Source organism: Marinobacter excellens LAMA 842, from assembly GCF_001574445.1.
Lineage (GTDB): Bacteria > Pseudomonadota > Gammaproteobacteria > Pseudomonadales > Oleiphilaceae > Marinobacter > Marinobacter shengliensis.
The window spans coordinates 70484-95216 of sequence record NZ_LOCO01000018.1 but is presented as its reverse complement, the minus strand read 5'-3'; the positions used below and the strand labels follow the sequence as shown (position 1 = coordinate 95216).

Annotated in this window: 22 protein-coding genes and 1 tRNA gene; 11 read left to right on the top strand and 12 right to left on the bottom strand. The window is 57.1% G+C overall.

Going from position 1 to position 24733, the window contains the following annotated elements:
- The 3 genes from J122_RS14630 to J122_RS14620 all read left to right on the top strand — a co-directional run.
- Positions 1 to 561: cation transporter (locus J122_RS14630; protein ID WP_061333005.1), on the top strand; the 561-nt coding region annotated here is incomplete at its 5' end.
- Between the two features lie 3 nt (positions 562 to 564).
- On the top strand, positions 565 to 1077 hold the full coding sequence (gene lspA / locus J122_RS14625) for a signal peptidase II (RefSeq protein WP_061333000.1): 513 nt from the start codon (positions 565 to 567) through the stop codon (positions 1075 to 1077).
- A gap of 21 nt (positions 1078 to 1098) precedes the next feature.
- On the top strand, positions 1099 to 2016 hold the full coding sequence (locus J122_RS14620) for an ISL3 family transposase (RefSeq protein WP_061332999.1): 918 nt from the start codon (positions 1099 to 1101) through the stop codon (positions 2014 to 2016).
- A 297-nt stretch (positions 2017 to 2313) separates the two neighbouring features.
- Here J122_RS14620 and J122_RS14615 read toward each other — a convergent pair whose 3' ends face one another.
- From J122_RS14615 to hsdR, 4 genes are read right to left on the bottom strand one after another with little or no spacing between them, the layout of a single operon-like run.
- Positions 2314 to 2922 (bottom strand): Abi family protein, encoded by a 609-nt coding sequence (locus J122_RS14615; RefSeq protein WP_061332998.1) that lies wholly within the window; start codon positions 2920 to 2922, stop codon positions 2314 to 2316.
- Positions 2922 to 4385: a restriction endonuclease subunit S gene (locus J122_RS14610; protein WP_061332997.1), complete on the bottom strand. Its 1464-nt coding sequence runs from the start codon at positions 4383 to 4385 to the stop codon at positions 2922 to 2924. Before J122_RS14610 ends, J122_RS14615 begins: the two co-directional genes overlap by 1 nt.
- Positions 4382 to 5878 (bottom strand): type I restriction-modification system subunit M, encoded by a 1497-nt coding sequence (locus tag J122_RS14605; protein ID WP_061332996.1) that lies wholly within the window; start codon positions 5876 to 5878, stop codon positions 4382 to 4384. Before J122_RS14605 ends, J122_RS14610 begins: the two co-directional genes overlap by 4 nt.
- Positions 5879 to 5926: 48 nt before the next feature.
- Complete coding sequence (gene hsdR / locus J122_RS14600; RefSeq protein ID WP_061332995.1) at positions 5927 to 8362, bottom strand: EcoAI/FtnUII family type I restriction enzme subunit R; 2436 nt, start codon at positions 8360 to 8362, stop codon at positions 5927 to 5929.
- A gap of 200 nt (positions 8363 to 8562) precedes the next feature.
- Here hsdR and J122_RS14595 point away from each other — a divergent pair, with 200 nt between their 5' ends.
- Together J122_RS14595 and J122_RS14590 are read left to right on the top strand one after the other, a co-directional pair.
- Positions 8563 to 10812 carry a hypothetical protein gene (locus J122_RS14595; RefSeq protein ID WP_061332994.1) on the top strand — a complete coding sequence of 750 codons (2250 nt, stop codon included), beginning with the start codon at positions 8563 to 8565 and terminating at the stop codon, positions 10810 to 10812.
- 2 nt (positions 10813 to 10814) lie between these two features.
- Positions 10815 to 11360, top strand: a complete 546-nt coding sequence (locus J122_RS14590) for a hypothetical protein (protein ID WP_061332993.1) — start codon at positions 10815 to 10817, stop codon at positions 11358 to 11360.
- Positions 11361 to 11421: 61 nt separating this feature from the next.
- Here the strand turns inward: J122_RS14590 and J122_RS14585 are convergent.
- The 4 genes from J122_RS14585 to J122_RS14570 form a co-directional block, all read right to left on the bottom strand.
- Positions 11422 to 11497 (bottom strand) — tRNA-Phe (locus J122_RS14585).
- 118 nt (positions 11498 to 11615) lie between these two features.
- The gene (locus tag J122_RS14580) at positions 11616 to 11888 is read right to left on the bottom strand and encodes an oxidative damage protection protein (RefSeq protein ID WP_061332992.1); all 273 of its coding nucleotides are present in this window, start codon (positions 11886 to 11888) and stop codon (positions 11616 to 11618) included.
- A gap of 83 nt (positions 11889 to 11971) precedes the next feature.
- On the bottom strand, positions 11972 to 13036 hold the full coding sequence (gene mutY, locus J122_RS14575; protein ID WP_061332991.1) for an A/G-specific adenine glycosylase: 1065 nt from the start codon (positions 13034 to 13036) through the stop codon (positions 11972 to 11974).
- On the bottom strand, positions 13033 to 15207 hold the full coding sequence (locus tag J122_RS14570) for an AsmA family protein (RefSeq protein WP_061332990.1): 2175 nt from the start codon (positions 15205 to 15207) through the stop codon (positions 13033 to 13035). Before J122_RS14570 ends, mutY begins: the two co-directional genes overlap by 4 nt.
- Before the next feature lie 206 nt (positions 15208 to 15413).
- Here J122_RS14570 and J122_RS14565 point away from each other — a divergent pair, with 206 nt between their 5' ends.
- The 5 genes from J122_RS14565 (at position 15414) to hisF (ending at position 18938) form a co-directional block, all read left to right on the top strand.
- Entirely contained in the window at positions 15414 to 15875 is a 462-nt protein-coding gene (locus J122_RS14565) for an SRPBCC family protein (protein WP_061332989.1), read from the top strand.
- Positions 15876 to 15981: 106 nt separating this feature from the next.
- Positions 15982 to 16575: an imidazoleglycerol-phosphate dehydratase HisB gene (gene hisB, locus J122_RS14560; RefSeq protein WP_058090483.1), complete on the top strand. Its 594-nt coding sequence runs from the start codon at positions 15982 to 15984 to the stop codon at positions 16573 to 16575.
- Positions 16576 to 16602: 27 nt separating this feature from the next.
- Entirely contained in the window at positions 16603 to 17241 is a 639-nt protein-coding gene (hisH, locus tag J122_RS14555) for an imidazole glycerol phosphate synthase subunit HisH (protein WP_061332988.1), read from the top strand.
- A 176-nt stretch (positions 17242 to 17417) separates the two neighbouring features.
- Positions 17418 to 18155 (top strand): 1-(5-phosphoribosyl)-5-[(5-phosphoribosylamino)methylideneamino]imidazole-4-carboxamide isomerase, encoded by a 738-nt coding sequence (gene hisA, locus J122_RS14550; protein ID WP_061332987.1) that lies wholly within the window; start codon positions 17418 to 17420, stop codon positions 18153 to 18155.
- 9 nt (positions 18156 to 18164) lie between these two features.
- Positions 18165 to 18938, top strand: coding sequence for an imidazole glycerol phosphate synthase subunit HisF (gene hisF / locus J122_RS14545; protein WP_061332986.1), 774 nt, complete (start codon positions 18165 to 18167; stop codon positions 18936 to 18938).
- A 98-nt stretch (positions 18939 to 19036) separates the two neighbouring features.
- Here the strand turns inward: hisF and J122_RS14540 are convergent, their stop codons facing one another.
- From J122_RS14540 to gpmI, 4 genes are all read right to left on the bottom strand, one after another.
- Positions 19037 to 19822 (bottom strand): divergent polysaccharide deacetylase family protein, encoded by a 786-nt coding sequence (locus tag J122_RS14540; protein WP_156471765.1) that lies wholly within the window; start codon positions 19820 to 19822, stop codon positions 19037 to 19039.
- A gap of 35 nt (positions 19823 to 19857) precedes the next feature.
- On the bottom strand, positions 19858 to 21252 hold the full coding sequence (locus J122_RS14535; RefSeq protein ID WP_061332984.1) for a S41 family peptidase: 1395 nt from the start codon (positions 21250 to 21252) through the stop codon (positions 19858 to 19860).
- An 87-nt stretch (positions 21253 to 21339) separates the two neighbouring features.
- Positions 21340 to 22443: a murein hydrolase activator EnvC family protein gene (locus J122_RS14530; protein WP_061333004.1), complete on the bottom strand. Its 1104-nt coding sequence runs from the start codon at positions 22441 to 22443 to the stop codon at positions 21340 to 21342.
- 53 nt (positions 22444 to 22496) lie between these two features.
- Positions 22497 to 24044 carry a 2,3-bisphosphoglycerate-independent phosphoglycerate mutase gene (gpmI, locus tag J122_RS14525; RefSeq protein ID WP_061332983.1) on the bottom strand — a complete coding sequence of 516 codons (1548 nt, stop codon included), beginning with the start codon at positions 24042 to 24044 and terminating at the stop codon, positions 22497 to 22499.
- A gap of 216 nt (positions 24045 to 24260) precedes the next feature.
- On the opposite strand from gpmI, the gene J122_RS14520 reads away from it, so the two are divergent.
- Complete coding sequence (locus J122_RS14520) at positions 24261 to 24677, top strand: rhodanese-like domain-containing protein (RefSeq protein WP_061332982.1); 417 nt, start codon at positions 24261 to 24263, stop codon at positions 24675 to 24677.
- The last annotated feature ends 56 nt before the right edge of the window (positions 24678 to 24733 follow it).

The following is a 24733-nucleotide window of genomic DNA, read 5'->3' as shown; positions in this document are numbered from 1 at the left end:
GCAGCTTCTGCTAAGCAAGAATCCGGGACCCTGCGCTGGTTGCTCGGCATCAATGCACTTCTGTTCGTGGTGGAAATGACTGCCGGTCTGATCGCCCGGTCCACCGGCCTGATTGGAGAATCCCTGGACAATTTTGCCGATGCGGCGGTGTACGGGCTTGCCCTTTATGCGGTTGGACATAGCGTGAAAATGCAGGTACGTGCCGCGCATCTTGCTGGTGTACTGCAACTGATCTTGGCTGTGGGCGTGCTCGTAGAGGTGGTGAGACGCTTTGTATTCGGTAGTGAGCCTGAATCGCTGGTGATGATGGCTATCGCATTCGTCGCATTGATTGCCAATACCAGTTGTCTGCTGCTCATATCCAAACATCGGGAAGGCGGGGCGCACATGAAGGCAAGCTGGATATTCTCGGCCAACGACGTGGTGATCAACCTGGGGGTCATCACCGCCGGCGCCCTGGTCGCGTGGACCGGTTCCAATTATCCGGATCTGATTATCGGCACCATCGCGGGGGGCATTGTACTTAACGGTGCCAGACGCATTTTGGCGTTGAAGGGTTAAATAATGCTCATTATTGGCAAAAAGCTCTCGCCGTATGCCCTATTGTCCATATCGGGCCTGCTGGCAGCGTCTGATCAGGCTGTAAAGTGGCTGGTGCAGCAATCAATGGCCTATGGCGAGACTGTTTCGGTGACCCCGTTCTTTAACTGGGTGCACCTATGGAACACCGGTGCCGCATTCAGTCTTTTTGCGGATGGTGGAGGCTGGCAGCGCTACTTTTTTATCGGAATCGCGGTAGTGGTCTCGATTTTTCTGATCAAGCTGATCCTTGAAAATCGTCATAAAGGAGAAGCCATCGCTTACAGTCTTATCCTCGGTGGCGCCATGGGCAACCTGATTGACCGGGTCTTTCGCGGCTATGTTGTGGATTCCTTTGATTTCTATTGGCGAGACTGGCATTGGCCGGCCTTCAACCTGGCTGATATTGCAATTGTCCTCGGTGCCTTACTTTTCGTTTCCAGCAGCTTGTTGGGTAAAAAAGCAAACACCAATGCCGAGTCGGATGGATCTGACTGACACCTACGCCTATACAACACCATGACCGAACTTCCCGACAACATCCTTCACCTGCCGCAATACCAAGTACTGGGCTGCAAATCAACCGACGACGAAATGCACTTCCAGGTGGACGTGCCCGATCCCATCGCCTGCGAGGAATGCGGCGTGCAGGGTGAGTTCGTACGGTTCGGCAAGCGTGACGTTCCCTATCGTGATCTGCCCATCCACGGCAAGCGGGTCACTCTCTGGGTGGTCCGCCGCCGATACACCTGCCGGGCCTGCAAGACAACCTTCAGGCCCCAGCTACCGGAGATGGTAGACGGATTCCGTATGACACTGCGGCTGCATGAGTACGTGGAGAAGGAATCCTTCAACCACCCCTACACCTTTGTGGCGGCACAGACCGGCCTGGACGAGAAGACGGTGCGCGACATCTTCAACGCCCGCGCCGAGTTCCTGGGGCGCTGGCACCGCTTCGAGACGCCCCGCATCCTGGGCATTGACGAGCTATACCTGAACAAGCGCTACCGCTGCATTCTGACCAACATTGAGGAGCGAACCCTGCTCGACCTGCTGGCCACCCGCCGCCAGGACGTGGTGACCAACTACCTGATGAAGCTGAAAGACCGGCAGAAGGTCGAGATCGTCAGCATGGACATGTGGAACCCCTACCGGGCAGTGGGAAACTGGCGCGAAGAGACCATGACCTACTTCGAGACGGACATGCCCGTCACCAACGCTTACACGGAGTCCATCAACCGACTGGCCAAGGACAAGAACCGTGAAGGGCGCGGTTACTCCTTCGAGGTGATGCGGGCACGAATGCTCTACACCACGAAGCACAAGAAGAAGGCACCGACTGCGAAGGTCTCTCCTTTCTACAAGAAAACCATCGGTTACGGACTGCCGGACTTCGCAGAGGAACTCAACTACGGAGTCGATCTATCAACCATCTGAGGGTGGTATCAGATTGATGGGGTGAAGGTGCCCCATCAACCATTAAATCCGTATACCCTTCTTTTTTTCGTGCCTACAGACCCGGCAGGGTTGCAAATATACTGTAACGGGCCTATTATTCTGGACAACACGGCCCCTGCCTCTTGGTTCCGACAGGAACTTACGCGGGGGTTCTTATTTTCTGCCTCCTCGTGTTACCACCAGCTTTGCCAGTCCTCAGGTAGTCCTATATCCATCATCGATAGTGCCCTTTGCGAGTATTGCTCAGGGAACGTTTGCAGATGGTTTGCCAGTCGTTCATGCCATCCGGTGTCCTTTCACTCGCATCATGGCAAAGAATTGGGACACTGCCCCAAAGTCCCAGGTTTCCACCGCTACCCATATCGGGAAAGGCTCACCATGCTTCGCCCGGTAGTGTTTAACGAAGTCTTCCTTTGAGCGGCGCTGCAGGTTCTGGCACTTTTCTTTCCACTGCTCGAAGCGTGTCTGCCCATTCCTGAGCTTTTTGCGGATGAAAGAGGGGTGGAGTTGGTCAGGGTCCAGGTGGGCAAACACTGAACGCTTGCCGAGCAGGTGCGCGATGTCTACACGGAGTGCAACTTCAATGCGTTCAAGCGCGTCCATGGCTTTTAGCCGGAGCTGCTTGTCGAACAGGTACAGGTGTACTGCGTCTACGAACTGGGTGCCCGGCTGGAACTCGTTCACAGCCTTGGTAGCCAGCTTTCCGGTGTTGCTGTCCAGCACCACCTCGAACTTGCGAAACGGATACCAGTAAGCGCTGAGGCGGTAGTAACCCACGCGCTGCAGGTAATCCAAGGCGGCGGCTTCGTCGGTGACCACCATGCCTCGGGATTTGAGCAGTTCCAGTTGCTCCGGGAAGGACTTCCATGGCCTGTTGTAAACCATTAGTTCAAGGCTCCTTCCACCACGGCTTCGGCCAACTGGCAGCGGGTTTCGCTGGCCTGGTTCAAGCGTTGCTTGAGTTGGTCGCAGAGGGCTGTGAGTTCATCGACTTTTTGTACAACAGCTTTCTGGGTTTCGATATCGGGTAAGGATACCGGAATCTCCTCGACAACTTTTTTGCTGATTTTCGGCATAGTGCCCGATGTCCCGGTCATACGCTCCCACATGAATTGCCGAGCGCCAGGCGCAGAGAGGTATAAGGCGACGAAGCTTGGGATCGCCATTTCCTCCTTTACTCTGACCTTCATCATTAGGTCTGGGTAGATGTAGTTTGGGTAATCCGAATCAAGGAGCACGTTGCAGCCTACATGATTGGCGGCATTCCCTCGCTGAATCAGAATATCCCCCTTTTTTAGCCAAAGGTGCGGTAGTACCGAGTTACCAATGTCCACATTTTTGCTCTCTGACAGGTCTAACCATCCCTTTGTCGTTGCTCCGAGCTTCAATACCTTGCAACCCGTTTCATGGTTACTCTCTTTTGGTGAAAAGCCATTTCTTGGGCCGAAAGAAAGAATATTTTTTAGTGGAACGGGGGCACCCTGAAAGGGGACAAGCTTGCCAGCCGTTGCCAGTTGCAGGATGGTCTGCTTGAGCTTATCGATGCTCTGTTCGGTGGTGAACAGGGTGTCGAAGTGGGCGGCGAGGCGGGCCCAGTTGTCGGCCAGTTCGGTGGCGTTTTCGGATTGGGTGAGAGCGCCGAGCAGGGTGTCCACGAGGGTTTCGTGGGCTTCGAGCTGGTCGCTGGTTTGCTGTTCCAGCCGGTCGCAGAGGGCCATGAGTTCATCGACTTTTTGGACGATTAGCTTCTGCTCATCAATCGGAGGTACTCGCAACTCAACATTATTGAGGACAGCTTTGCCTATGACTCCCTGTGCGGAGCCTTTCGACTGGGATCGAATTTTTAGGGTAAAAGGAATAAGGCAGTAGTAGAGGTATTCAGGGATTACTGTTTGGTCGGGCCTTATTGCTGCAACACTCCTGCCTATGGCGCAGTTAATCGCCATATTGAGTTTTCCTACAGTGGCCCCCACGACGCAGATTAGGACATCACCTCGCCTCGCCATGCGGAGTGGCTTCGTGGTCCACTCTTTTATTTCAGGGTAAATAGCACCGAACTCGCCGGTTTTAACAAATATTTCGCCTATTCCGTTTTTGTTGCACTCACTACCTGGAGGTGCTTGTCCCATCACAAGCTCTGCAAACTCTTGGAGCTTCAGAGTCCGGGCAGAATCGTTAACTTTCGGGATTAACGCACCTCTACTAGCCAGCTCAAATATCAGCTCCCGCAGCTTCTTAACCCCAGTAAGCTCAACCTTGCCCTTACTCCCCCGGCCACTGCTGGATTTCTTCGTAACCGCCCCGGTCCACAAGTCCAGATGCTCGGTAATCAGCTCCCGCGCGCTCACGCCGCACCTCCGTCGGTGTTCTCATCCCTGTTGTGGGATAGCGCATCGGCCAGTATGTCCCGCAGCTGGTGGCGGATTTCCTGGATTTCGGCCTGTTGCTGTTCGTACTTGGCCAGCAGTTCGTCCGGGTCGTGGCTGACCTGTTCGGACTCAAAGGGGTTCTTGATATCCAGGTTGTAGTTGCGAGCCTTGATGTCGTCGATGGACACCTTCCAGGCTTGCGCGGTTTCCTCACGGCCGGCGAAGCCGTCGGCCTCGGTGCCCCACCAGTCGATTTCGGTCTGGAACTCCGAAAACTTCATGGGCTTGGTTTTGCTGTAGCTCTTGTAGCCTTCCGGGTAGGGGTGTTCGTAGTACCACACGGTTTCCGTGGGCTTGCCCTTGGTGAAGAACAGGAGGTTGGTCTTGATGCCGGTGTAGGGGTTAAACACGCCGTTGGGCAGGCGCACGATCGTGTGCAGGTTGCACTCTTCCAGCAACTTTTCCTTGAGGCGGGTTTTCATGCCTTCGCCGAACAGGAAGCCGTCTGGCAGCACCACGGCGGCGCGGCCACCGTCCCGCAGCAGGTGGATGAAAAGGGTCATGAACAGGTCGGCGGTTTCCCGGGTGCGGAAGGCGCTGGGAAAGTTGGTTTCAATGCCGTCTTCTTCCATGCCACCAAAAGGCGGGTTGGCCACAATTACGTCTACCCGTTCTTTCGGGCCCCAGCTGATAAGCGGGCGGGCAAGGGTGTTGTCGTGCTTGATCTGGTCCGGCACTTCGATGCCGTGCAGGATCAGGTTGGTGGTGGCCAGCAGGTGCGGCAGGGGCTTTTTCTCAACGCCGTGGATGCTCTTCTGCAGGGTTTGTTCGTCCTGCGGGGTGCTGACGTAGTGCTTGCGCTTGTGCTCGATGGTGCAGGTGAGGAAGCCGCCGGTGCCGCAGGCCGGGTCCATTACTTTCTCATCCAGCTTCGGGTCTACCCGGTTGACCATGAATTCGGTCACCGCCCGTGGCGTGTAGAACTCACCGGCGTTGCCGGCGCTTTGCAGGTCTTTGAGGATTTGTTCGTACATATCGCCCAGCTCGTGGCGCTCGGCGGATTTGTTGAAGTTGATGCCGTCCTGCAGCTTGTTGATGACCTGGCGCAGGAGCTGGCCGGACTTCATGTAGTTGTAGGCATCCTCGAACACGTTGCGGATAACCACGCCCCGGTAGTCGTCACCGGCCGGCTCCAGGTTCTGCAGGCCCGGGAACAAGGTATTGTCGATGAAGTCTTTGAGCTCGTCGCCGGTCATGCCCTCCGGGTCGGCGGCCCAGTTGCGCCAGCGTAGCTTTTCCGGAATCGGGGATTTGTAGTCGTCGTAAATCAGTTCCCATTCCTGTTCCCGGTCGTCGAAAATTTTCAGGAACAGCATCCAGACCAACTGGCCGATACGCTGGGCGTCGCCGTCTACTCCCACGTCTTTGCGCATGATGTCCTGGATGGATTTGATGGTGGTGCTGATAGACATAGGTGTTCAGTTCCTGAGTAAACGGAATGGCGATAAACAAAAATCAGATCAGGGTGTTTGCCGGTACAGCTCGTCTTCCAGATCTCGCACGGCTTCGGTGTAGCCAGGCTTGCCGCCAAAGGCATCCACCAGTTCCAGCAGTGAGCCGATCTGGCTGAACGGCGCGAGGGTCAGGATTTTAACATCTTCGATGGGCTCAATGCCGTCGTCGGTGTACTTGTCCAGCAGGGCGTCCAGCACCTGTTTGCTGGCGCCTTCGTATTTGCTGAAGTAATTCTGTTTGCGCACCTGCTCGGCCCGTTCCTTTCGGCTCAGGGGTGGCTGGTCGTAGACGATGTGGCAGATGACGTCGAAGGGGTCGGGCTCAGCCCCCAGTTTTTTGCTGACATCCTTGATGAGGTCGTCCCACATTACACCTTGTTCGGCCAGCTCTTCGATGATGGCCTGTTTGCGCTCGGCTTCGTTCCAGCCTTTGAGGAAGTCGGTGAGGGTGGCGTACTGCTCTTTCACTTTCTTGCGGGTGAAGTCTTTCAGGCTTTCGGTGATGAGCTTGCCGTCCGGGCCCAGATATTGGACCCGTTCGGCGATGACCGTTACTTCAACATTGTCCACTACGTAACGGGTTCTGCCGCCGCTTGTTCCTCCGCCTTCACCAGGGCCGCCGGTGTCGCAGCCACTAGAGTCATCAGATTCCCATTTGGAATCTGGGGTCACTTCATAATCCTCGGGTTCTTGGTCGCAAGGAAGTTCCGTAGTTGTTGAGTCAAACCCGTAGAGTTCATCATCCGGTACAACAGATTCATCGTCATTGGGCTCGTAAACCTTCACCGGGTCGCCGTCGAACGCCGGGTCTGCGAACAGCTCGGTGGCCTTCTTGAAGTCCAGAATGGTAAACCAGTGCTTGTTGTAGTCGTCGTTGATGCGGGTGCCCCGGCCGATAATCTGCTTGAACTCGGTCATGGACTGGATGCGTTGGTCCAGCACGATGAGCTTGCAGGTTTGCGCATCCACGCCGGTGGTCATCAGTTTGCTGGTGGTGGCAATCACTGGGTAGCGCTCTTCCGGGTTGATGAAGTTGTCCAGCTCGGCTTTGCCTTCCTGTTCGTCGCCGGTGATGCGCATGACGTACTTGCGGTTCTCTTTTACCCGCTCGGGGTTCAGGTTCACCAGAGCCTGGCGCATGCGTTCAGCATGGTCGATGTCTTCGCAGAAGACGATGGTTTTCTGGTAGGGGTCGGTTTGTTCCAGAAACTCCGTGACCTTCTGTGCCACGACTTGCGTTCGTTTTTCCAAAACCAGCGTGCGGTCGAAGTCCTTCTGGTTGTAGATGCGGTCGTCGATGAGTTCGCCGTGCTTGTCGGTTTGGCCTTTGCTGGGGCGCCAGCCCTGCAGGTCGCGGTCCAGGTCGATGCGCACGACTTTGTAAGGGGCCAGGAAGCCGTCTTCGATGCCTTGCTTCAGGGAGTAGGTGTAAACCGGCTCGCCGAAGTAGTCGATGTTGGAGACTTCCTTGGTTTCCTTGGGTGTGGCAGTCAGGCCCACGTGGGTGGCCGCCGAGAAGTAGTCCAGAATCTGCCGCCAGGCGGAGTCCACAGACGCGCTGCCCCGGTGGCACTCGTCGATCACCACGAGGTCGAAGAAGTCTGGGGAGAACTGTTTGTAGATGTTCTGCTCGTCCTCGCTGCCGGTAACGGCCTGGTACAGCGACAGGTAAATTTCGTAGGACGGGTCTACGGTTCGGTTGGTGACCTTGGTCATGGCCTGGCCGAAGGGCTTGAAGTCGTTATTCTTGGTCTGGTCTACCAGAATGTTGCGGTCTGCGAGAAACAGGATGCGTTTCTTCTGTTTGGACTTCCAGAGCCGCCAGATTATCTGGAAGGCGGTGAAGGTCTTGCCGGTGCCGGTGGCCATTACTAGCAGAATACGGTTCTGCCCGCGGGCCACAGCTTCTACGGTGCGGTTAATGGCGACGGTTTGGTAATAGCGGGGCGTTCGGCCACTGCCGTCATCGTAGTAGGGCTGCTCGACCGTTTGTCGGGCGCTCTGGTGGATGCCTTTGTGCTGGCAGTAGAGCTCCCAGAGGGTTTCCGGGGAGGGGAACTCATCCAGCCTGAGGGTGGTTTCGGTCTGGCCAAAGAGCCCGGTGCGGTCGTGGAACAGAAAGCCGTCGCCGTTACTGCTGAACACGAAAGGGGCGTCCAGGGCATCGCTGTAAGCCAATGCCTGCTGCATGCCATCGCCCAGGCCGTGGTTGTTGTCTTTGGCCTCGATGATGGCAATGGGTAGGTTCTTCTTGTAGCTAAGAACGTAATCCGCTCGGCGGCGTTTGCCACGGGTGTGCAGCCTGCCACGCACGATGATGCGGCCAGCCGTAAACGAGACTTCCTCTCGTATCTGGCTGTGCATGTCCCAGCCTGCGTTCTGCAGAGCGGGGTTGATGTACTTGGTGCAGATGTCCCGCTCTGTGAGCTGTTTCTTGTCCATGCGCTCGCCGCCGTTACTTCTTGATTGCAACCATCTGGTTTTGCGTGGTTTTGTGGCTTTAGGTTAGCCGATATGGCCAGGTTACAGAAGGTTTGTGTGGTTGATCACGCATGGCGCTTGCATTTCTTGAGGCGCTAGGGGTATGTTCCGTATCGCTCAGGAGAGCGCAGGGATAGATCAACGGACAAGGAAACGGAACAGTGTCCTATCAGTTATACGTTGCTGGTGGCTACGGCTTCACCGAGAGGATTTTGCCGTCGTTACTACACCCTTCCGACGCGGTGTCCATCGCACAGGATTATTTTTCACGCGGTTACCAGGGCGCTCACATAGAGCCACCTCCGGATGGGGGCTATCGCGCCCTTGAGCAATCATCCAGCAGTGAGCGCCAGGCAATACTGGATGCCTTGCAAAGTGGCCAACTGGTTCTAGGCCGCCTGGATAGCGCAGCCTTTGGTATCTTCACCAAACGCACAGCCAGCCCTGAGCACCTCCGCTCTGATTTGCCGGCGTCTCTGGCAAGCCGTTTACGAGACCGATGGCCCACCGGCGGTAGTGCCGGGCCAGGAGTTCGATCAGATTCCTTACATGCGCCTGCCGCCCAAAACTATCAGCTTGCACCAGAGCCGGTTGCGGAGCCCGTGCCAGGTAAAGGCCCCTATAGCCTGACCATTGAGTATCGCTGGCCGGACGGCACTGGTGTAGCGAACCTGCCGTTTGAGGTAGGCACGGATTTGGAAGGCGTCACCGGAGTTCTGGACCATCAGGGTGCCGCTTCGGTGGAGGGTCTGAATGGCCGGTTTGCCACTGTCAGACTGGGCTCAAGCGCCATGGACGATGTGGTCCGGCAAGAACGCAAGACAATCATAGCGGGCCTCCAGCGACTGCTGGAGCAGGAAAGGAAGGACTACGAAGCCCGGGAAACGGTCTATCAGCAGATGCCTCACTATGAAAAGGCTCTGGTGAACACCGGAGCGGTGTTTCAGGGCGCTTATGATGCGGGGATCGGCCTGTTTGATTTTGTGGTTGGCGTCAGTGATCTGGCTAATCCAACCAAGACACTGATGGACGGGCTTAAATCGGCATGGTCTGCAAACCAGGATAACGGAGCCAGCAGCTGGTACGAAACCTTCAACAGTCTCTATGACGACAAACGCCGGGAACGATGGGTGCGAGCGATTGGGTTCTCGCCCTCTGACATCAGCCGGGAGGACATTGCAAAAGCTTATGAGTTGGCCAGCCTGGTGATGACGGATGCTCAGCTCAGCGCTGCTCTGAAAGACTTTGTAACCGATTATGCCGCCATTCAGCACCATACCGATTATGCCTACATTTTCGGAGCGATAGCATTTGAGCTGGTTTTGGCCGGTTTGCTGGCGGCAACCACACTGGGAGCGGGTAATGCTGCGCAGGCGTCCAGCCGTATCCGACATGCTCGGATTCTGGCGGGGCTCGGGCCGGCATTCGGGCGATTTGCCGAGGCGCTAAAGCTTCAGGGGTTGCGCAAGATATGGCGCGATTTCGACCTGAACAGGAAAAATCGTTTTGAGGCTGAAGCATCGCCGCGTCCAAAGGGCGTGGACCCCGACCCCGTCCAGCTAAGCACGAGGCCAGGGAAAGTGCTGCCCAGGTCCTTTGACGAGGCAAAGAAGCTTTTAGGAGATGCTCGGAATTCCATCATCGCCAATGGCAAGGCCCCTTCGCCCAAGTACACCCAGGCACAGCTGCACCGCATCGCTCAAGAGGGTTTTGCAGACGAGAAGTTCATTGTCCGCTTGGTGGAAGAGCCCCATGTGCATCGAAATGGCCCCAACAACGGAACATTAGGTAAGGAAGGTCCGGCCGGTGTGCAGATCTGGTCAACAAGTTTTGATCAGATAGCGCACCTGGATACGGACCCCAAATTGATCACTGAAGCAATGGGTGTGAACTACAAGCCAGATGCGAAGTATAAGCTGGCGATCATTGATCAGGCAGATGCGGTTAGGTATGCGGATGCTGAGACGATTGTTCCCACATACGGAAATCTCACGAAGTTTGTTGAGGATAAGTTGCCGGGAAAAGTTGAAAATCCTGCTTTGACGAAGGAGGTTATGACGCCTGACTATGCGGGGGAGTATGAATCGTTAATCAGTAACATGCCTCCACCCGCTTGGGCCAACCCGCAAATACGTAAGGCGTATTTGAGAAAGGCGGGGCTTGGCCAGGACGGGATAAAGAAATTTAATACTCGAATAAGTATTCAGAACAGTACAGGCGCTAATGAGCACTTTACTGGTAATGGCCTGACCAAAACGACCAACTCGACCACGGAACAGCCGGTGTATGGCGTTGTGGAAGCATTCAGTTTACATAAGAACCCCAAAACCTTCCGGCAGATGACGGGAATGGAAGGCGGCACGCAGTGGGTGGAGCTGGTGGACCTTGAACCGATTAATTTTGGAGCTTAAGAATGGCATACCCGAAACTGCCGGAGTGGCCGATTGTTGATCCTGAAAACCCTCCCGAAGGGTATTATCGTGTCGCCAAGGTAATGAATCCGGAGGACGACACTGCGCCCTGGCATTTTTTTGCTGTGGGCCGTCATCTAATACTTGGTCAGAAAGTGTGGGTTCAGCTAGGTGATGATGACCCAGGCGAATTCGCAACCGCGCAGTATGAATTCCCGATAGGTGCTGCCAGATGGTTTGTAGAGACGCTTAAGCGCTTTTTTCTCGAACCGGATCACCCGAATGCCGTTCCCCGAGGTGCTATTACTATCGAGGAAGAAGTTGATGGTGAAATGCTGGGTGTAACCCGAGGAGCTCAATACGGTAGCATGCTAAAAGGGATAGCTGGGTACTCGCTGGACAACCTGAACCGTTTCGAGCACACATCGTTTGGTCCCGATGACAACTGGTGCCAGATGTTCAAAATGGGCGATCCGTGGTTGTTTGAGCAAGGCTTGCTGGATGTCTTCAAAGATATCGCGGAACGGCATGAGAGAGGAGAGTTCTAGAAAGGGGTGGACACATAAAACAACAAAACCCGCACAAGGCGGGTTTCGTCAGAATTCTTAATGGTGCCCGGAGGCGGAATCGAACCACCGACACGGGGATTTTCAATCCCCTGCTCTACCAACTGAGCTATCCGGGCGTGTTGAGCTATGTGCTGCAACGGGGCGCTATTAAACCGGTTTAGGGTTGGGTAGTCAAGGCCGCCCGGCAAAAATTTTCAGAATCTTTTCCGGTTGTTCAGGCCTTGATCAGTTTGGCTATTTTTCCGGTGGAACGTAGCCCTCGGCCTTGTCGAATGGCTCGTTGTTGAAGAAGCGTTCCATCTGTGCCTGAAGGTATTTCCGGTTGTTCGGGTCCATCATGCTCAGGTGCTTTTCGTTGATCAGCATGGTCTGCTGGTTCTGCCATTCTTCCCAGGCCTGCCTGGAGACGTTGTCATAGATCTCCTGGCCTTTGGGGCCGGGCATGGGGGGCATGGCCAGGCCTTCCATTTCTTTCTGGTATTTGCGGCAGAATACGGTGCGGCTCATGGCGGCTCCTGTGTTGATGTTCAGTTTGGCGAATGATAACAGATCAATTCCGGGTGTGACTTGAGCATCGGCAATTGCAGGTGTCAGAGCAGGGCCGCTTGCTCCGGTTCTGTCAGCAGGGTGCGAATGGGGGCAGGTAAGCCCAGAGACAGTGCTTCATCGCGATGCAGCCAGCGGTGCCTGTCGGAATCGGCGATGCCGGATACGTCTATAACTGGCAGTCGCGCGGGTTGGATGTGCAGGTGGTAATGGCTGAACGTGTGCCGGAAACCGCTGATCAGGTCCGGATCCTGGCAGGTGATGCCCAGTTCTTTCTCACAGGCTTCCTGCAGTTCCTCCGAGCCGTAGGCCGGGTCCAGCTCCGGCAGGCTCCACAGGCCGCCCCAGATGCCGCTGGGTGGCCGACGTTCCAGCAGGATGCGGCCTTCGCCGTCTTCCAGGATCAGCATCCAGGTGGTTTTTTCCGGTTTGGCTTTCTTCGGTTTCGAGCCGGGGTATAGCATTACCTCGTTGCGTGCTTTGGCTGCGCAGCCATCGCTGATCGGGCAGGAATCGCAGGCCGGTTTGCTGCGGGTACAAACCAGGGCGCCCAGGTCCATGATGGCCTGGGTGTAGTCTCTGGCCCGGTCATCGGGCGTATGTGTTTCGGCGTGTTCCCAGAGTGTGTTGAGCACCTGGGTTTGTCCTGGCCAGCCGGGCACGGCGTGATAGCGGGCGAGAACCCGTTTTACGTTGCCGTCCAGAATAGTAGCCCGCTGGCCGAAGGCCTGGGCAATGATGGCCGCAGCGGTTGAGCGGCCAATACCGGTGAGGGATTCGAGTTGCTCCTGGTTGCAGGGGAACTCGCCCCCGAATTCCCCAACCACCTGTTTGGCGGCTTTGTGCAGGTTGCGGGCGCGGGCATAGTAGCCCAGGCCGGACCAGTGGCTGAGCACATCGTCTTCCGGTGCGGCGGCCAGGGCATGCACGTCCGGAAAGCTCGCCATGAAAGCTTCGAAGTAGGGGATGACAGTGGTGACCTGGGTCTGCTGAAGCATGATCTCAGAGACCCACACCCGGTAGGCGTTGCGGTTATGGTGCCACGGGAGGTTGTGCCTGCCGTGTTGGTCGTACCACGCCAGTAGCTGGTCGGCGAACCGGTCGCTCATCGGTTGAACAGCCCCCGAACGGCATCCCGCACACGCTCACCATCTTCGCCCAGGCGCTTGTCGATTTCCTCGCGAGCCTTCTCTTCGGCCCGCTGTTTGGCGCGATCTGTCTCTTCCCGAACTTTTGCGCGGGCCGCATTGGCGGCGATGTCTTTCAGGGTGTCACGGAAACGTGATCCGTCGAATGAGCACAGGCCTGCGGGGTTCTCAACGAAATTGCCGCGGCATTCAACCGGAATCACCACGTTCTGAACGTATTCGGTAACCCGGCAGGCATTGTCACGGTGAATCTCGCCCACGATTCTGAGTCCCAGTTCGTAATCCAGCTGGCTCTGCTCCATGTCTACCGTGCCATCGCCTTCCAGGCGCATACCGGCGAGTGCGGCAACCAGGTCGGTGTTGTTCAGGGTGTTGCCATCAATTTTCAGGGTGCCGCGCATATCGTTGAAGGGGGTGTGGGTGCCCCAGTCGGTGGTGCCCAGGGTTTCCTGGTTGGCCAGAGCAATGCCCTGGCAGGCCATGCGTGTCAGGTTCATGTTGCGCAGCATGCCCTCTGCCAGATTAAAGCTGATCTCGCCTTTGGCATTGCTGCGCAGAGCAGAGACTCGGTTGCCGTTGGTGTCGACAGCCACTTTCAGGTTGGCCGCGCCAGACAGCATGTCTACCTCGGCAAGGTCGGTAAGCAACGGTAAGGTTTTTACATTGGTTACGTCTGAGCGAACCCGCCATTTCGGATTGTCTGTGCGGGCATCGATGGTGACGTTGGCGCCGAAGCTGCCGTCATAGAGTTTGCCGCTGAACTCATCCACTTGCAGCAGGCCGTCTTTGGCGGTGGTGCTGGCCTTGATCTCGTTGATGGTCAGGTTGCTGATGATCAGCTCGCCCAGGCCAAAATCGATATCCAGCAGCAGGTCACGAAGGGTTTCCAGTGGCAGCAGATCGCCTTCCGGGCCCGCTTCGGCGGTTTGCTGCGGTGCCGCTTCATCTTCATCGGTAGCTGGCGGGAGGTAGCGGTCGGCGTTGATCTTGTCGCCCTGCAGGTTGAAGGTGAGCCCGCCGTTGGTCAGGTTGTAGCTGCCGCCGCCGTTGAAGGTGGTGTCATCCAGGGTGATTTTCAGGTCGCTCAGGGCAACGGTGCCCGGCTGGCCGCCCAGGTTGGTGGACAGTGCAATGGCTTTGAGCACATCCGGATCTTCGGTTTCTATTGCCGGCTGGCCCAGATTGCTCATGAGTTGCTTGAGCGAGAAGCTGGCAATGTCCAGGCGGCCATTCAGTGCTGGCTGATCGCCGAAACCCCTGATATTCAGGTTGGTGCTCAGCTTCAGGTTAGCCAGGCTGGCAGTGAAATCGTTCAGAGAGGCAGTTTCTTCCTCCAGGTTAGCCTGCAGCGAGCCGGCCACTTCCGCCTTCACGGATTTGCCGCCGAACGGTTCGCCGTTCATGTCAAAGATGGCCTTGAGGCCGGATACCGCAAATTCGTTCAGGGCCTGATTGGCGTTCACCCGGGCACTGATACTGCCATCAACGGCAAATTGCGGTTGGGCGGTTTCCACCTTGAAGCGAATATCCAGGGGGAATTCGGAGCCCAGGGTGATGTTGCTGGCGGAAACCGTGAAATCTTCCAGGGTCACAGACTGGCCGGTGCCCAGGTCGTTGTAGTGAATCCGGGCGTTGGTGATTTCGACGTTCTCGACGTTGAAATCGAGCATTTCGCCAGTGCCAGGTTCTTCTGTGGTTTCCGCTGGCTCAGCTGCCGCCGCTTCAGGCGCCTCGGCTGGCTCACCTTCGGGCATGATTCGCGTCCAGTTACCCTCGCCCTGTTCGTTCACCACCAGCCGCGCATCCAGGCCATCCAGCAGGAAGGTATTCACCCGCGGCGCCATGGCAATCAGCGACCAGAAATCGATCTGGGCAACCAGTCGCTCCAGCGCAACCAGCCGCTCGCCTTCCAGAGTGGCTTCGACATCGTTCAGCTCAAGGCCCAGAGGAATGAAAGACCAGCCAATGTCGCCTTCCAGAATTAGATCCAGGTTGGTGTGTTTCTCAACCGCAGCCTCAATCTGGGGCTTGTAATCATTCGGATTGATGACGGCAACGGCAATGGCAACAGCGGCGACCGCCAGCACTATCAGGGCGATCACGGCATAAAGCGCATAGCGAATAACTTTCATGGTACGAGTTCCTTGTCTTCCCGGCAGGGTGTGGTACCTGACTATTACGGATGAATAACCCAAAGGATAACGCAGGGTTAGTAAATTAACAGTGCAGGAATATGACAATGCGTTAGTCTTGGGTCAAAATACACCCCGTTAAAAACCGGGGTTGTCCCGGTGTGCGCAAACAAGCATACGCAAATAAGCATAAAAAGGAGTCGGCTGTGGCCATTACTGTATCGATTGAGCTGAACCGAGAACTCGAGATTCCGGCAGGCTATGATGACGTCTTCGATCTTCTGGCAGACGTCCCCCGCTCTGTCAGCCACTTCCCGAAAGTCGACAAGCTGGTTGATCTTGGTGGCAATGCCTACCGCTGGGAAATGGAAAAGGTGGGTGTTGATAAGCACGCTATCCAGACCGTATACGCCTGCACCTATCACCCGGATAAAGAGGCCGGCAAAATCACCTGGGATCCGGTAAAAGGCGAGGGCAATGCCGAAGTCAGCGGCGCCTGGACACTCACTGCCAACGGCGACAACTCAACCAAAGTGCGTTTCCAGACCAGCGCCCAACTGACAGTGCCCCTGCCCAGCCTGCTCAAGCTGGCCATCAGCCCGGTGATCAAGCACGAGTTCAACAGCCTTGTAGACACCTACATGAACAACCTGAAGAACGCGTTCTGAGCTATCAGGGCGATTGATGCGGTTGCGGGACTCCGGCTGTGTTAACAGGTATAATCTGCGAATTGAATGTTTACAGTAGCAAGCCTGTTTTCTAGACGGAGTCTCCATGGCTGAACGCAAGGCTCGGGTAGAGCGAAATACCCTTGAAACCCAGATCTCTGTCGAGATCAACCTCGATGGCACCGGCAAAGCCTGCTTTGACACCGGCGTGCCCTTCCTTGAGCACATGATGGACCAGATTGCCCGCCACGGCCTGGTAGACCTGGACATCACCTGCAAGGGCGACCTGCACATCGACGACCACCACACCGTGGAAGACATCGGCATCACCCTCGGCCAGGCTTTCAAACAGGCTGTTGGCGACAAAAAAGGCATCCGCCGTTACGGCCACGCCTACGTGCCCCTGGACGAAGCCCTGTCCCGCGTGGTCATCGACCTCTCCGGCCGCCCCGGTTTGCTCATGGACGTACCCTACACCCGCGCCAGCGTGGGCGGGTTTGACGTCGACCTGTTTGCAGAGTTCTTCCAGGGCTTTGTCAACCACTCCATGGTGACCCTGCACATCGACAACCTGAAGGGCAAGAACACCCACCACCAGATCGAAACCGTGTTCAAAGCCTTCGGCCGCGCACTGCGTATGGCGATTGAAATGGACGAGCGCATGGCGGGCATCACCCCGTCCACCAAAGGCGCCCTGTAACCGGTCACCGAAAGGAACAGATACACCATGAAGACCGTCGCCATCATCGACTACGGCATGGGCAACCTGCATTCCGCCCGCAAAGCCGTGGAGCACGTGGCCCCGGACTGCACCGTGCTGGTTACAGACGATGCCGCCAAAATCCGCGAAGCCGACCGGGTGATCCTGCCCGGCGTTGGCGCCATCCGCGACTGCATGGCCGAAATGCACCGTTTGGGCGTGGTTGAACTCGTCAAAGAAGTTTCCCAGGACCGCCCGTTCCTCGGCATCTGCGTCGGCATGCAGGCATTGATGGCCCGCAGCGAAGAAAACGGCGGCGTGGAAGGCATCGGCCTGTTTCCGTCCGAAGTCCGCTACTTTGGTGACAACCTCACCGAAAACGGCGAACGCCTGAAAGTGCCCCACATGGGCTGGAACCAGGTGTACCACACCGTAGACCACCCGCTCTGGCACAACATCCCGGACGGCGACCGCTTCTACTTTGTGCACAGTTACTACGCCGAAGCCGACGGCAACGCCGACATGGCCGGCCGCACCCGTTACGGTGTCGACCTGGCGGCAGCGGTGGCAAGGGACAACATATTTGCAGCGCAGTTCCACCCGGAGAAAAGCGCCCGGGCAGGCCTGCAGTTGCTGGAAAACTTTACGAACTGGACTGGAAAGTAAGCAGGCAAGCACATAGTAGCGCTCTGGGGCAGGGAGGCCTTTCAGGGACTGTCTGCAGCAGGGATGCTGCAGTCAAGCGTACAGGGATGTATTTACAGCGTGTCCCTGAAAGGCCTCCCTGCTCCAGAGTGCGAGCGCCAAACTCCTTGCCCGACTTTCTGAATAGGAAGAACAAAATGCTCATCATCCCCGCTATCGATTTAAAAGACGGCAAATGCGTAAGACTGCGCCAAGGCCGCATGGAAGACTCCACCGTATTCGGTGACGACCCCGTAGACATGGCCACCAAATGGGTCAACGCCGGCGCCCGCCGCCTGCACCTGGTCGACCTCAATGGTGCCTTCGCCGGCGAACCGGTCAATGGCGAAATCGTAAAAGCCATTGCCGTAAAATACCCGAACCTGCCCATCCAGATTGGCGGCGGCATCCGCTCCGCCGACACCATCGAAGCCTATCTCAAGGCCGGCGTGCAGTGGGTCATCATCGGCACCAAGGCCGTTAAAGAGCCCGAATTCGTCACCGAAATGTGCAAACAATTCCCCGGCCACATCATCGTCGGCCTGGACGCCAAAGACGGCCGCGTAGCCACCGACGGCTGGGCTGAAGTCTCCGAAGTCATGGCCGTAGACCTGGCCAAGCGCTTCGCCAACGACGGCGTGTCCTCCATTGTGTACACCGACATCGCCCGCGACGGCATGATGCAGGGCGTAAACGTAGAAGCCACCGCCAAGCTGGCAGAAGAAGGCGGAATCCCGGTGATTGCCTCCGGCGGCGTCACCAACATGGACGACCTCAAGCGCCTGGCCACCGTCGCCGACAAAGGCGTGATCGGTGCCATCACCGGCCGTGCCATCTACGAAGGCACCCTGGATGTAGCCGAAGCGCAAGCCTACTGCGACAGCCTGCAAAACTGAGGACAGATCATGGCACTGGCAAAACGCATCATCCCCTGCCTGGACGTCGACAAAGGCCGCGTGGTTAAAGGCGTCAACTTCGTGGACATCCGCGATGCCGGCGATCCGGTGGAAGTGGCCCGCCGCTACAACGAACAGGGCGCGGATGAAATCACCTTTCTGGATATCACTGCCAGCAGCGAGAGCCGCGACACCACCTACGAAACCGTTGAGCGCATGGCGGCAGAAGTGTTTATCCCGCTGACCGTGGGCGGCGGCGTGCGCACGGTAGACGACATACGCAAACTGCTGAATGCCGGCGCCGACAAGGTGTCCATCAACACTGCGGCGGTATTCAATCCGGAATTTGTGAAGGAAGCTGCCGAACGTTTCGGTCGCCAGTGCATCGTGGTGGCCATCGACGCCAAGCGCGTGAGCGCAGAAGGCGAGGAGCCCCGCTGGGAAATTTTTACCCATGGTGGCCGTAAGCCCACCGGCCTGGATGCTGTGGAGTGGGCTAAAAAGATGGTGGCTCTGGGGGCGGGTGAACTGCTGCTGACCAGCATGGACCGCGACGGCACCAAGATCGGTTTTGATCTGGGGCTGACCAGAGCCATCAGCGATGCTGTGGCGGTTCCGGTGATTGCCTCAGGTGGTGTGGGTGAGCTGCAGCATCTGGCGGATGGCGTTACTCAGGGTGGTGCCGATGCGGTACTGGCAGCCTCCATCTTCCACTTCGGCCAGCACACCATTCCCGAGGCCAAGGCCTTTATGAAGGCGCAGGGTATCGAAGTTCGGGACTAACGAAATTTTGCCACGGACACTCACGGACAGACACGGACGAAAAGCGAAGATCTTTGAGTAGTTGTCCGTGAACGTCCGTGAGTGTCCGTGGCCAAGAGTTAGTCTTTATCACTCCGCGCCACAGACAAGACTACTGGCTGTTTTTCCCCTTCTGCAAACATCTCCCGGTTGCCATTGCGCATGGCCCAGATGCCGCTCACGGTCGCCACCGCAATGCCTTGTTCATCCAGTTTCGGCAAGTGCTTCTCCAGATAATCCACAGTCACTTTGTGGGGGTGGCCGATGCCAATGGCTGTGCCTTTTTCTTTGGCGGTTTTGATCAGAAGCTGGAACTGCTGGTCCACAAACTCTTCGGTTTGTTCGTGGTCCAGGAATACGTCCCGGGTCAGGCTGGGAACCTGGTAGGCCTGTGCGACTTGCCCTGCGATTGAGTTGGCGATGGTACGGCTGTCAACAAAATACACCGGGTATCGGTAAAGCTCTTTCATTACCCAGTCCATAGGCTGCAATTGCTGGGTAAGCAGGCTGCCCATGTGGTTGTTCACCCCGCTGACATGGGGAATGGATTGCAGCGAGCGCCTCAGAGTTTTGGTCAGGGTCGCTTCGTCCATATCCGGTGTCAGCCCCCCAGGCCCCAGCCCAAAGTGCCGGGTATTGGCCATTGGCGCATGCAGCATGATTTCCTTGTTCTGCTGATAGGCGAGCTTGGCGAGGGAGGTAGTGTGTTTGCGGAAGGGCAGGAAGGCCAGTGTCAGCGGCTGTTCCATCTGCGCCAGCCGCTGACCTTCGTACAGGTTATGGCCCATATCATCGATGATAATAGCAATCGTCGGGGGATACTGATCTCCCCCGGGGCTCGCGGCAAAGACTGCCGGCCCGACCATCAAGCCGGCCAGCAGAACAACGGTTTTCAATAGCGTCACTTATTTTTGCCCTGATCCCGCCGGTTGAGAATGTTCATGCCTTTCAGCAGGTTTAGCGCGGAACGCAGCTGGTAATCGCGCTCAGCTGCAGAAGCCGGAGTTTCGGCTTGCTGCTGCCGTTCCAGGCGTTCCTGTTCCTCATCCTGACCTTGCAGATGACCGCTCAGATCTGCCTCGGTAAAGAAGGGGCGGCCGTCAAGTTCGGTCAGCTCGGCGGGGCGCACTTCAATGTCAGGCTTGATACCGGTAGCCTGGATTGAACGGCCTTCCGGTGTGTAGTAACGGGCGGTAGTCATCTTGATGGCGTGGGTTTCGTCCAACGGGATAACGGTTTGCACGCTGCCTTTGCCGAACGACTTGGTGCCCATAATCACCGCACGGCCGTGGTCCTGCAGCGCACCGGCGAGGATCTCGGATGCGGAGGCCGAGCCGCCGTTGATCAGAACAACGATGGGGGTGCCTTCCATAATGTCACCGGCTTTGGCGCTGAATCGAAGCCGAGAGCTCTGGATGCGCCCCTCGGTGTAAACAATCAGCCCTTCATCCAGCAAGGCGTCTGCGGTTTCGACGGCTGCCTGCAATACGCCGCCGGGATTGTTGCGAACGTCGATAATCAGGCCATCCAGGTCGCCGCCGTATTCTTCCTCCAGTTTGGTCAGGGCCTGGCGGAACTGCCGTCCTGTTTCAGCCTGGAACTGGGTAATCCGCACATAGCCGTAACCATTTTCAATCATCCGGGATTTAACGCTGGTTACCTTGATGACATCGCGGGTAACGTCGATCTCGATCGGGGCGCTCTCGCCTTCCCGCATGATGGTCAGGGTCAGTACCGTTCCCGGTTTGCCGCGCATCAGCTTGACCGCTTCTTCCAGCGACATGCCTTTGACCGGCTTTTCGTCCAGTTTGATGATCAGGTCACCTGCCAGTACGCCGGCTTTGTGAGCGGGGGTGTCGTCAATGGGGGCAATGACTTTTACAAAGCCGTTTTCCATACCCACTTCAATGCCCAGACCGCCAAACTCACCCGAGGTACTTTCTTCCAGTTCCTCGTAATCCTTGGGGGCCAGGTAGGTAGAGTGGGGGTCCAGGTCAGACAGCATGCCTTTGATGGCGCTTTCGAGGAGTTTGCGGTCTGACACCTCTTCCACATAGGCGGCTTTAATACGGCTGAAGACTTCGGTGAACTTCCTCAGGTCATCCAGGGGCAGTTGTTCTTCCGGGTCAGGGAGCTGAATCTGTACCCGCTCGCCGTTCTGGATGCCTTCCAGAATTTGCTGGGTCTGGGCTTCCTGGTCTTGTGCCAGGGCCAGTCCGGGGGCGGCCAGACAACAGGTCGCAAGTGCGATGGCACGTAGTGGTGAGATCTGGAGAGTACTTCTAACCCGTTTCATTCACATATCCTGTTGTGTTTCCGCAAGTTGGACCAGCTAGGCTCCAGACAGTATGGCGCCCGGCGCGGTGTTTGTCAGCCCTTTGGTTCAGGGTTTGCCAAGCCAGCTGCGGGGGTTGACCGGTTTGCCGTTCTGGCGCACTTCAAAATACACCGCCGGATCTTCCGTGCCTCCGGTGCGCCCGGCCAGGGCAATGGTTTCGCCAGCACCTACCCAGTCCCCGGGGGCGGTGAACAGGCTGCTGCTATGACCATACAATGTCATATATCCGTCGCCGTGGTCGATGATGGTCATCAGACCAAAACCGCGAAGCCAGTTGGCGAAGACGACCCGGCCGTAGTGTACGGCTTTGACCTCGGCTTCTTCCGAGGTGTTCATGATGAGGCCATTACGGCGAAGCTTGCCATCGGCGTAGGTTGCGCCGTAGTTACTCACAACCCGGCCCTGAACCGGCCATGGCAGGCGGTTGCGCAACGATTTAAAGGGGCGCGATTCGTTGGGGGCGGGAATGCTGGCAATGGCTTCCTGAACCTCTTCCAGCAGCCGCTCCAGACGCTTGCGGTCTGCCTCCAGATCATCCCTCTCGCCTCGGCGGGTACGGATATCGGCATTCAGGGCCGCCAGGGTTTGTTCCCGTTCCTTGCGAGTGTCCGCCAGTTGCTTCTGGCGCTGTTCAAGATTGCTTTCGGTTTTCGCCAGTTCCACCCGGCTGGCCTGGACGGCCGCGCGGGCGGCTTTGAGTTCCTGAAGACTGGCCAGGAAGGCTTCCAGCCGTTCAACGGTATCTTTGCTGAGATATTCGTAGTAGGTCAGGGTGCGGGCGATCATGCCCGGCTCGATTTCATTGAGGAGAACTTTCAGGGCTGGTGCATCGCCTTCCATCCAGGCGGCGCGTATTTGTTTCTTCAGGCTGTCCCGTTGTTTGTCCAGGGTGTCGGCCAGCTCGTTTTCCTGCGTTTGCAGTTCGCCAAGCCGTTGTTGCTGTTCATCCGCCCGGGCCCGAAGTTCGCGGCGCTCACGGGTCAGGTCGCTGATTCTGCGTTCGGTGGCAACCAGCTGCTTTTCCAGGTCGGACCGGTTCTTCTCGGCGCTGACCAGCCATTTGTCGATAGTGGCGATACGCTTTTTAAGCGCTTCGACCTGGGCCGGCGTGACTTCCTGCTGGGCATGCAGTGGCGTGGCCCCCAGCATGAGGGCCAGCACCAGTATGGCGAGCCGCGTGAACACGTATTCCGGCAGCCGGATCAGCTGAAATCGACCAGGCTGTGCCCGGACATTTCCTTTGGTTTTTCGTCGCCCATCAGGGCGAGTAAGGTCGGTGCAATATCGCACAGGCTGCCGTCATCCTTGAGAGTGACCTTGCGGTGGCCGGTATAGACCAGCGGCACTGGGCCGATGGTGTGGGAGGTATGCAGCTGGCCTGAGTTCGGGTCGGTCATCTGCTCACAGTTGCCGTGGTCGGCGGTAATCAGCGCTTCACCGCCCACCTCGTCCAGGGCTTCCACCACTCGCTGCACGCACTGGTCCAGGCACTCAGCGGCTTTGATGGCGGCGTCCAGTTTGCCGGTATGGCCAACCATGTCGCCGTTGGCGTAGTTGCATACGATCAAGTCGTACTTGCCGCTCTTGATGGCTTCGACCAGCTTGTCGGTGACTTCCGGTGCGCTCATTTCCGGCTGCAGGTCGTAGGTGGCGACTTTCGGGGACGGCACCAGAATGCGGTCTTCGCCCTCAAACGGGGTTTCCAGGCCGCCGTTGAAGAAGAAGGTGACGTGGGCGTACTTTTCGGTTTCAGCGATGCGCAACTGGGTTTTGCCAAGCGCGGCCATATATTCACCCAAACCATTGCTCAGCTGCTCCGGCGGGTAGGCGCAGGAGGTTTTGATGTCTGCCGCGTACTCGGTCAGCATCACAAAGTCGGCCAGTGCCGGGTGTTTTCGGCGGTCAAAACCGTCGAAGTCCTGTTCCACGAAGGTACGGGTCATTTCCCGTGCGCGGTCGGCCCGGAAGTTCATGAACAGTACCGAATCGCCGTCGTTGATGGTGCCTTCCGGCTGGCCTTCGGCGCGAATGTGAGTGGCTTTTACGAACTCGTCGTTTTCGCCCCGCTCATAGGCTTGATCCAGCGCGGTGAGCGGATCTTCAAACGTGAATTCCGCCTCGCCCAACGTCATGGCGTTGTAAGCGGCTTCCACCCGATCCCAGCGGTTGTCGCGGTCCATGGCAAAGTAGCGGCCCACGATAGTCGCCACCCGGCCAACGCCCAGGGCTTTCATTTTGGTTGCGGCTTTTTCCAGGGACGGGCGAGCACTGCGCGGGGGCATGTCACGGCCGTCCAGGAACGCATGAATGTACACCTCTTTGGCACCACGGGCCGCGGCAACCTCTGCGGCAGCCAGCATATGGTCTTCGTGGCTGTGTACGCCGCCGGGGGACAGCAGGCCCATGATGTGAACGGCCTTGCCATTGGCTACGGCTTTATCAATGGCGTTACACAGGGCGTTGTTGCTCTGGAACTTGCCGTCTTCAAGGTCTTTGTCGATACGCGTCAGGCTTTGATAGACCACCCGGCCGGCACCCAGGTTCATGTGGCCTACTTCGGAGTTGCCCATCTGGCCCTGGGGCAGCCCCACAAACATCCCTGAGGTGTTGATCAGGGTCTTGGGCTGATTCTGCCAGAGCTTGTCCCAGAACGGGGTCTGGGCGTTAGAAATGGCATTGTCTTCAGCCGGGTCCCGGTGGCCCCAGCCGTCGAGAATAATCAGTGCAGTGGGCTTGCGCGTCTCGGTCATCATTTCGTCCGGTTGATTGCGAAAGTAGCGGATTTAAAGTGGGTCAGATTGTAACCGTTTTCATTTGCGCAGGCCACGTAAGGGCGCACATCGGTATCATGCATTGGCACTATGGTTTGAGGCTCGGGTTTGCAGCCTGCCGGCAAAGACGCTTGCCTTCTTTGAGTCGTTACGGGTGTGTATAATCCCGCCAAATCAAATTTTCAGGGTAGTTTCATGGACCGCTTGTTTGAATTCGTAGTCAATCATTACATTCTGGTATCACTGTTCGTGGCATTCCTGGTGGCCATTCTGGTGTTGGAATCCCGGCGGGGTGGCACCAAAATTTCGGCTCAGGGTGCCGTTACTTTGATCAACAAGGATGAGGCGGTAGTGGTGGATATCCGAGACCGCAAGGAATTTGGCGAAGGTCGCATTACCGGCTCCATCAATATCCCGTTGAACAGCCTCAAGAGCCGTGCCAACGAATTGAGCAAGTTCAAAGACAAGCAGATTATTGTGGCGGACAAAATGGGCCAGCATTCAGCCATGGCGGTCAAGCAGCTGAATGCTGAGGGCTATACCAACGTGGTTCGCCTGAATGGCGGTATCACCGATTGGAGAGCCAGCAATCTGCCGCTGGTGAAAAAGTAACAGGGCTTGATCTGATTGCCGATCTGTCGCACTGTTTCACATTACCTGCCGGGACC

Coding starts and splice junctions, on each gene's coding strand:
- hisB (WP_058090483.1), top strand. CDS start 15,982: ATGGCTGAACGCAAGGCTCGGGTAGAGCGAAATACCCTTGAAACCCAG.
- J122_RS14570 (WP_061332990.1), bottom strand. CDS start 15,207: ATGAAAGTTATTCGCTATGCGCTTTATGCCGTGATCGCCCTGATAGTG.
- J122_RS14535 (WP_061332984.1), bottom strand. CDS start 21,252: ATGAAACGGGTTAGAAGTACTCTCCAGATCTCACCACTACGTGCCATC.
- J122_RS14615 (WP_061332998.1), bottom strand. CDS start 2,922: ATGGTTTACAACAGGCCATGGAAGTCCTTCCCGGAGCAACTGGAACTG.
- mutY (WP_061332991.1), bottom strand. CDS start 13,036: ATGAGCGACCGGTTCGCCGACCAGCTACTGGCGTGGTACGACCAACAC.
- J122_RS14540 (WP_156471765.1), bottom strand. CDS start 19,822: ATGGTCGGGCCGGCAGTCTTTGCCGCGAGCCCCGGGGGAGATCAGTAT.
- J122_RS14530 (WP_061333004.1), bottom strand. CDS start 22,443: ATGCTGGGGGCCACGCCACTGCATGCCCAGCAGGAAGTCACGCCGGCC.
- J122_RS14520 (WP_061332982.1), top strand. CDS start 24,261: ATGGACCGCTTGTTTGAATTCGTAGTCAATCATTACATTCTGGTATCA.
- J122_RS14580 (WP_061332992.1), bottom strand. CDS start 11,888: ATGAGCCGCACCGTATTCTGCCGCAAATACCAGAAAGAAATGGAAGGC.
- hsdR (WP_061332995.1), bottom strand. CDS start 8,362: ATGGACAAGAAACAGCTCACAGAGCGGGACATCTGCACCAAGTACATC.
- J122_RS14590 (WP_061332993.1), top strand. CDS start 10,815: ATGGCATACCCGAAACTGCCGGAGTGGCCGATTGTTGATCCTGAAAAC.
- gpmI (WP_061332983.1), bottom strand. CDS start 24,044: ATGACCGAGACGCGCAAGCCCACTGCACTGATTATTCTCGACGGCTGG.
- hisA (WP_061332987.1), top strand. CDS start 17,418: ATGCTCATCATCCCCGCTATCGATTTAAAAGACGGCAAATGCGTAAGA.
- hisH (WP_061332988.1), top strand. CDS start 16,603: ATGAAGACCGTCGCCATCATCGACTACGGCATGGGCAACCTGCATTCC.
- lspA (WP_061333000.1), top strand. CDS start 565: ATGCTCATTATTGGCAAAAAGCTCTCGCCGTATGCCCTATTGTCCATA.
- J122_RS14605 (WP_061332996.1), bottom strand. CDS start 5,878: ATGTCTATCAGCACCACCATCAAATCCATCCAGGACATCATGCGCAAA.
- J122_RS14620 (WP_061332999.1), top strand. CDS start 1,099: ATGACCGAACTTCCCGACAACATCCTTCACCTGCCGCAATACCAAGTA.
- hisF (WP_061332986.1), top strand. CDS start 18,165: ATGGCACTGGCAAAACGCATCATCCCCTGCCTGGACGTCGACAAAGGC.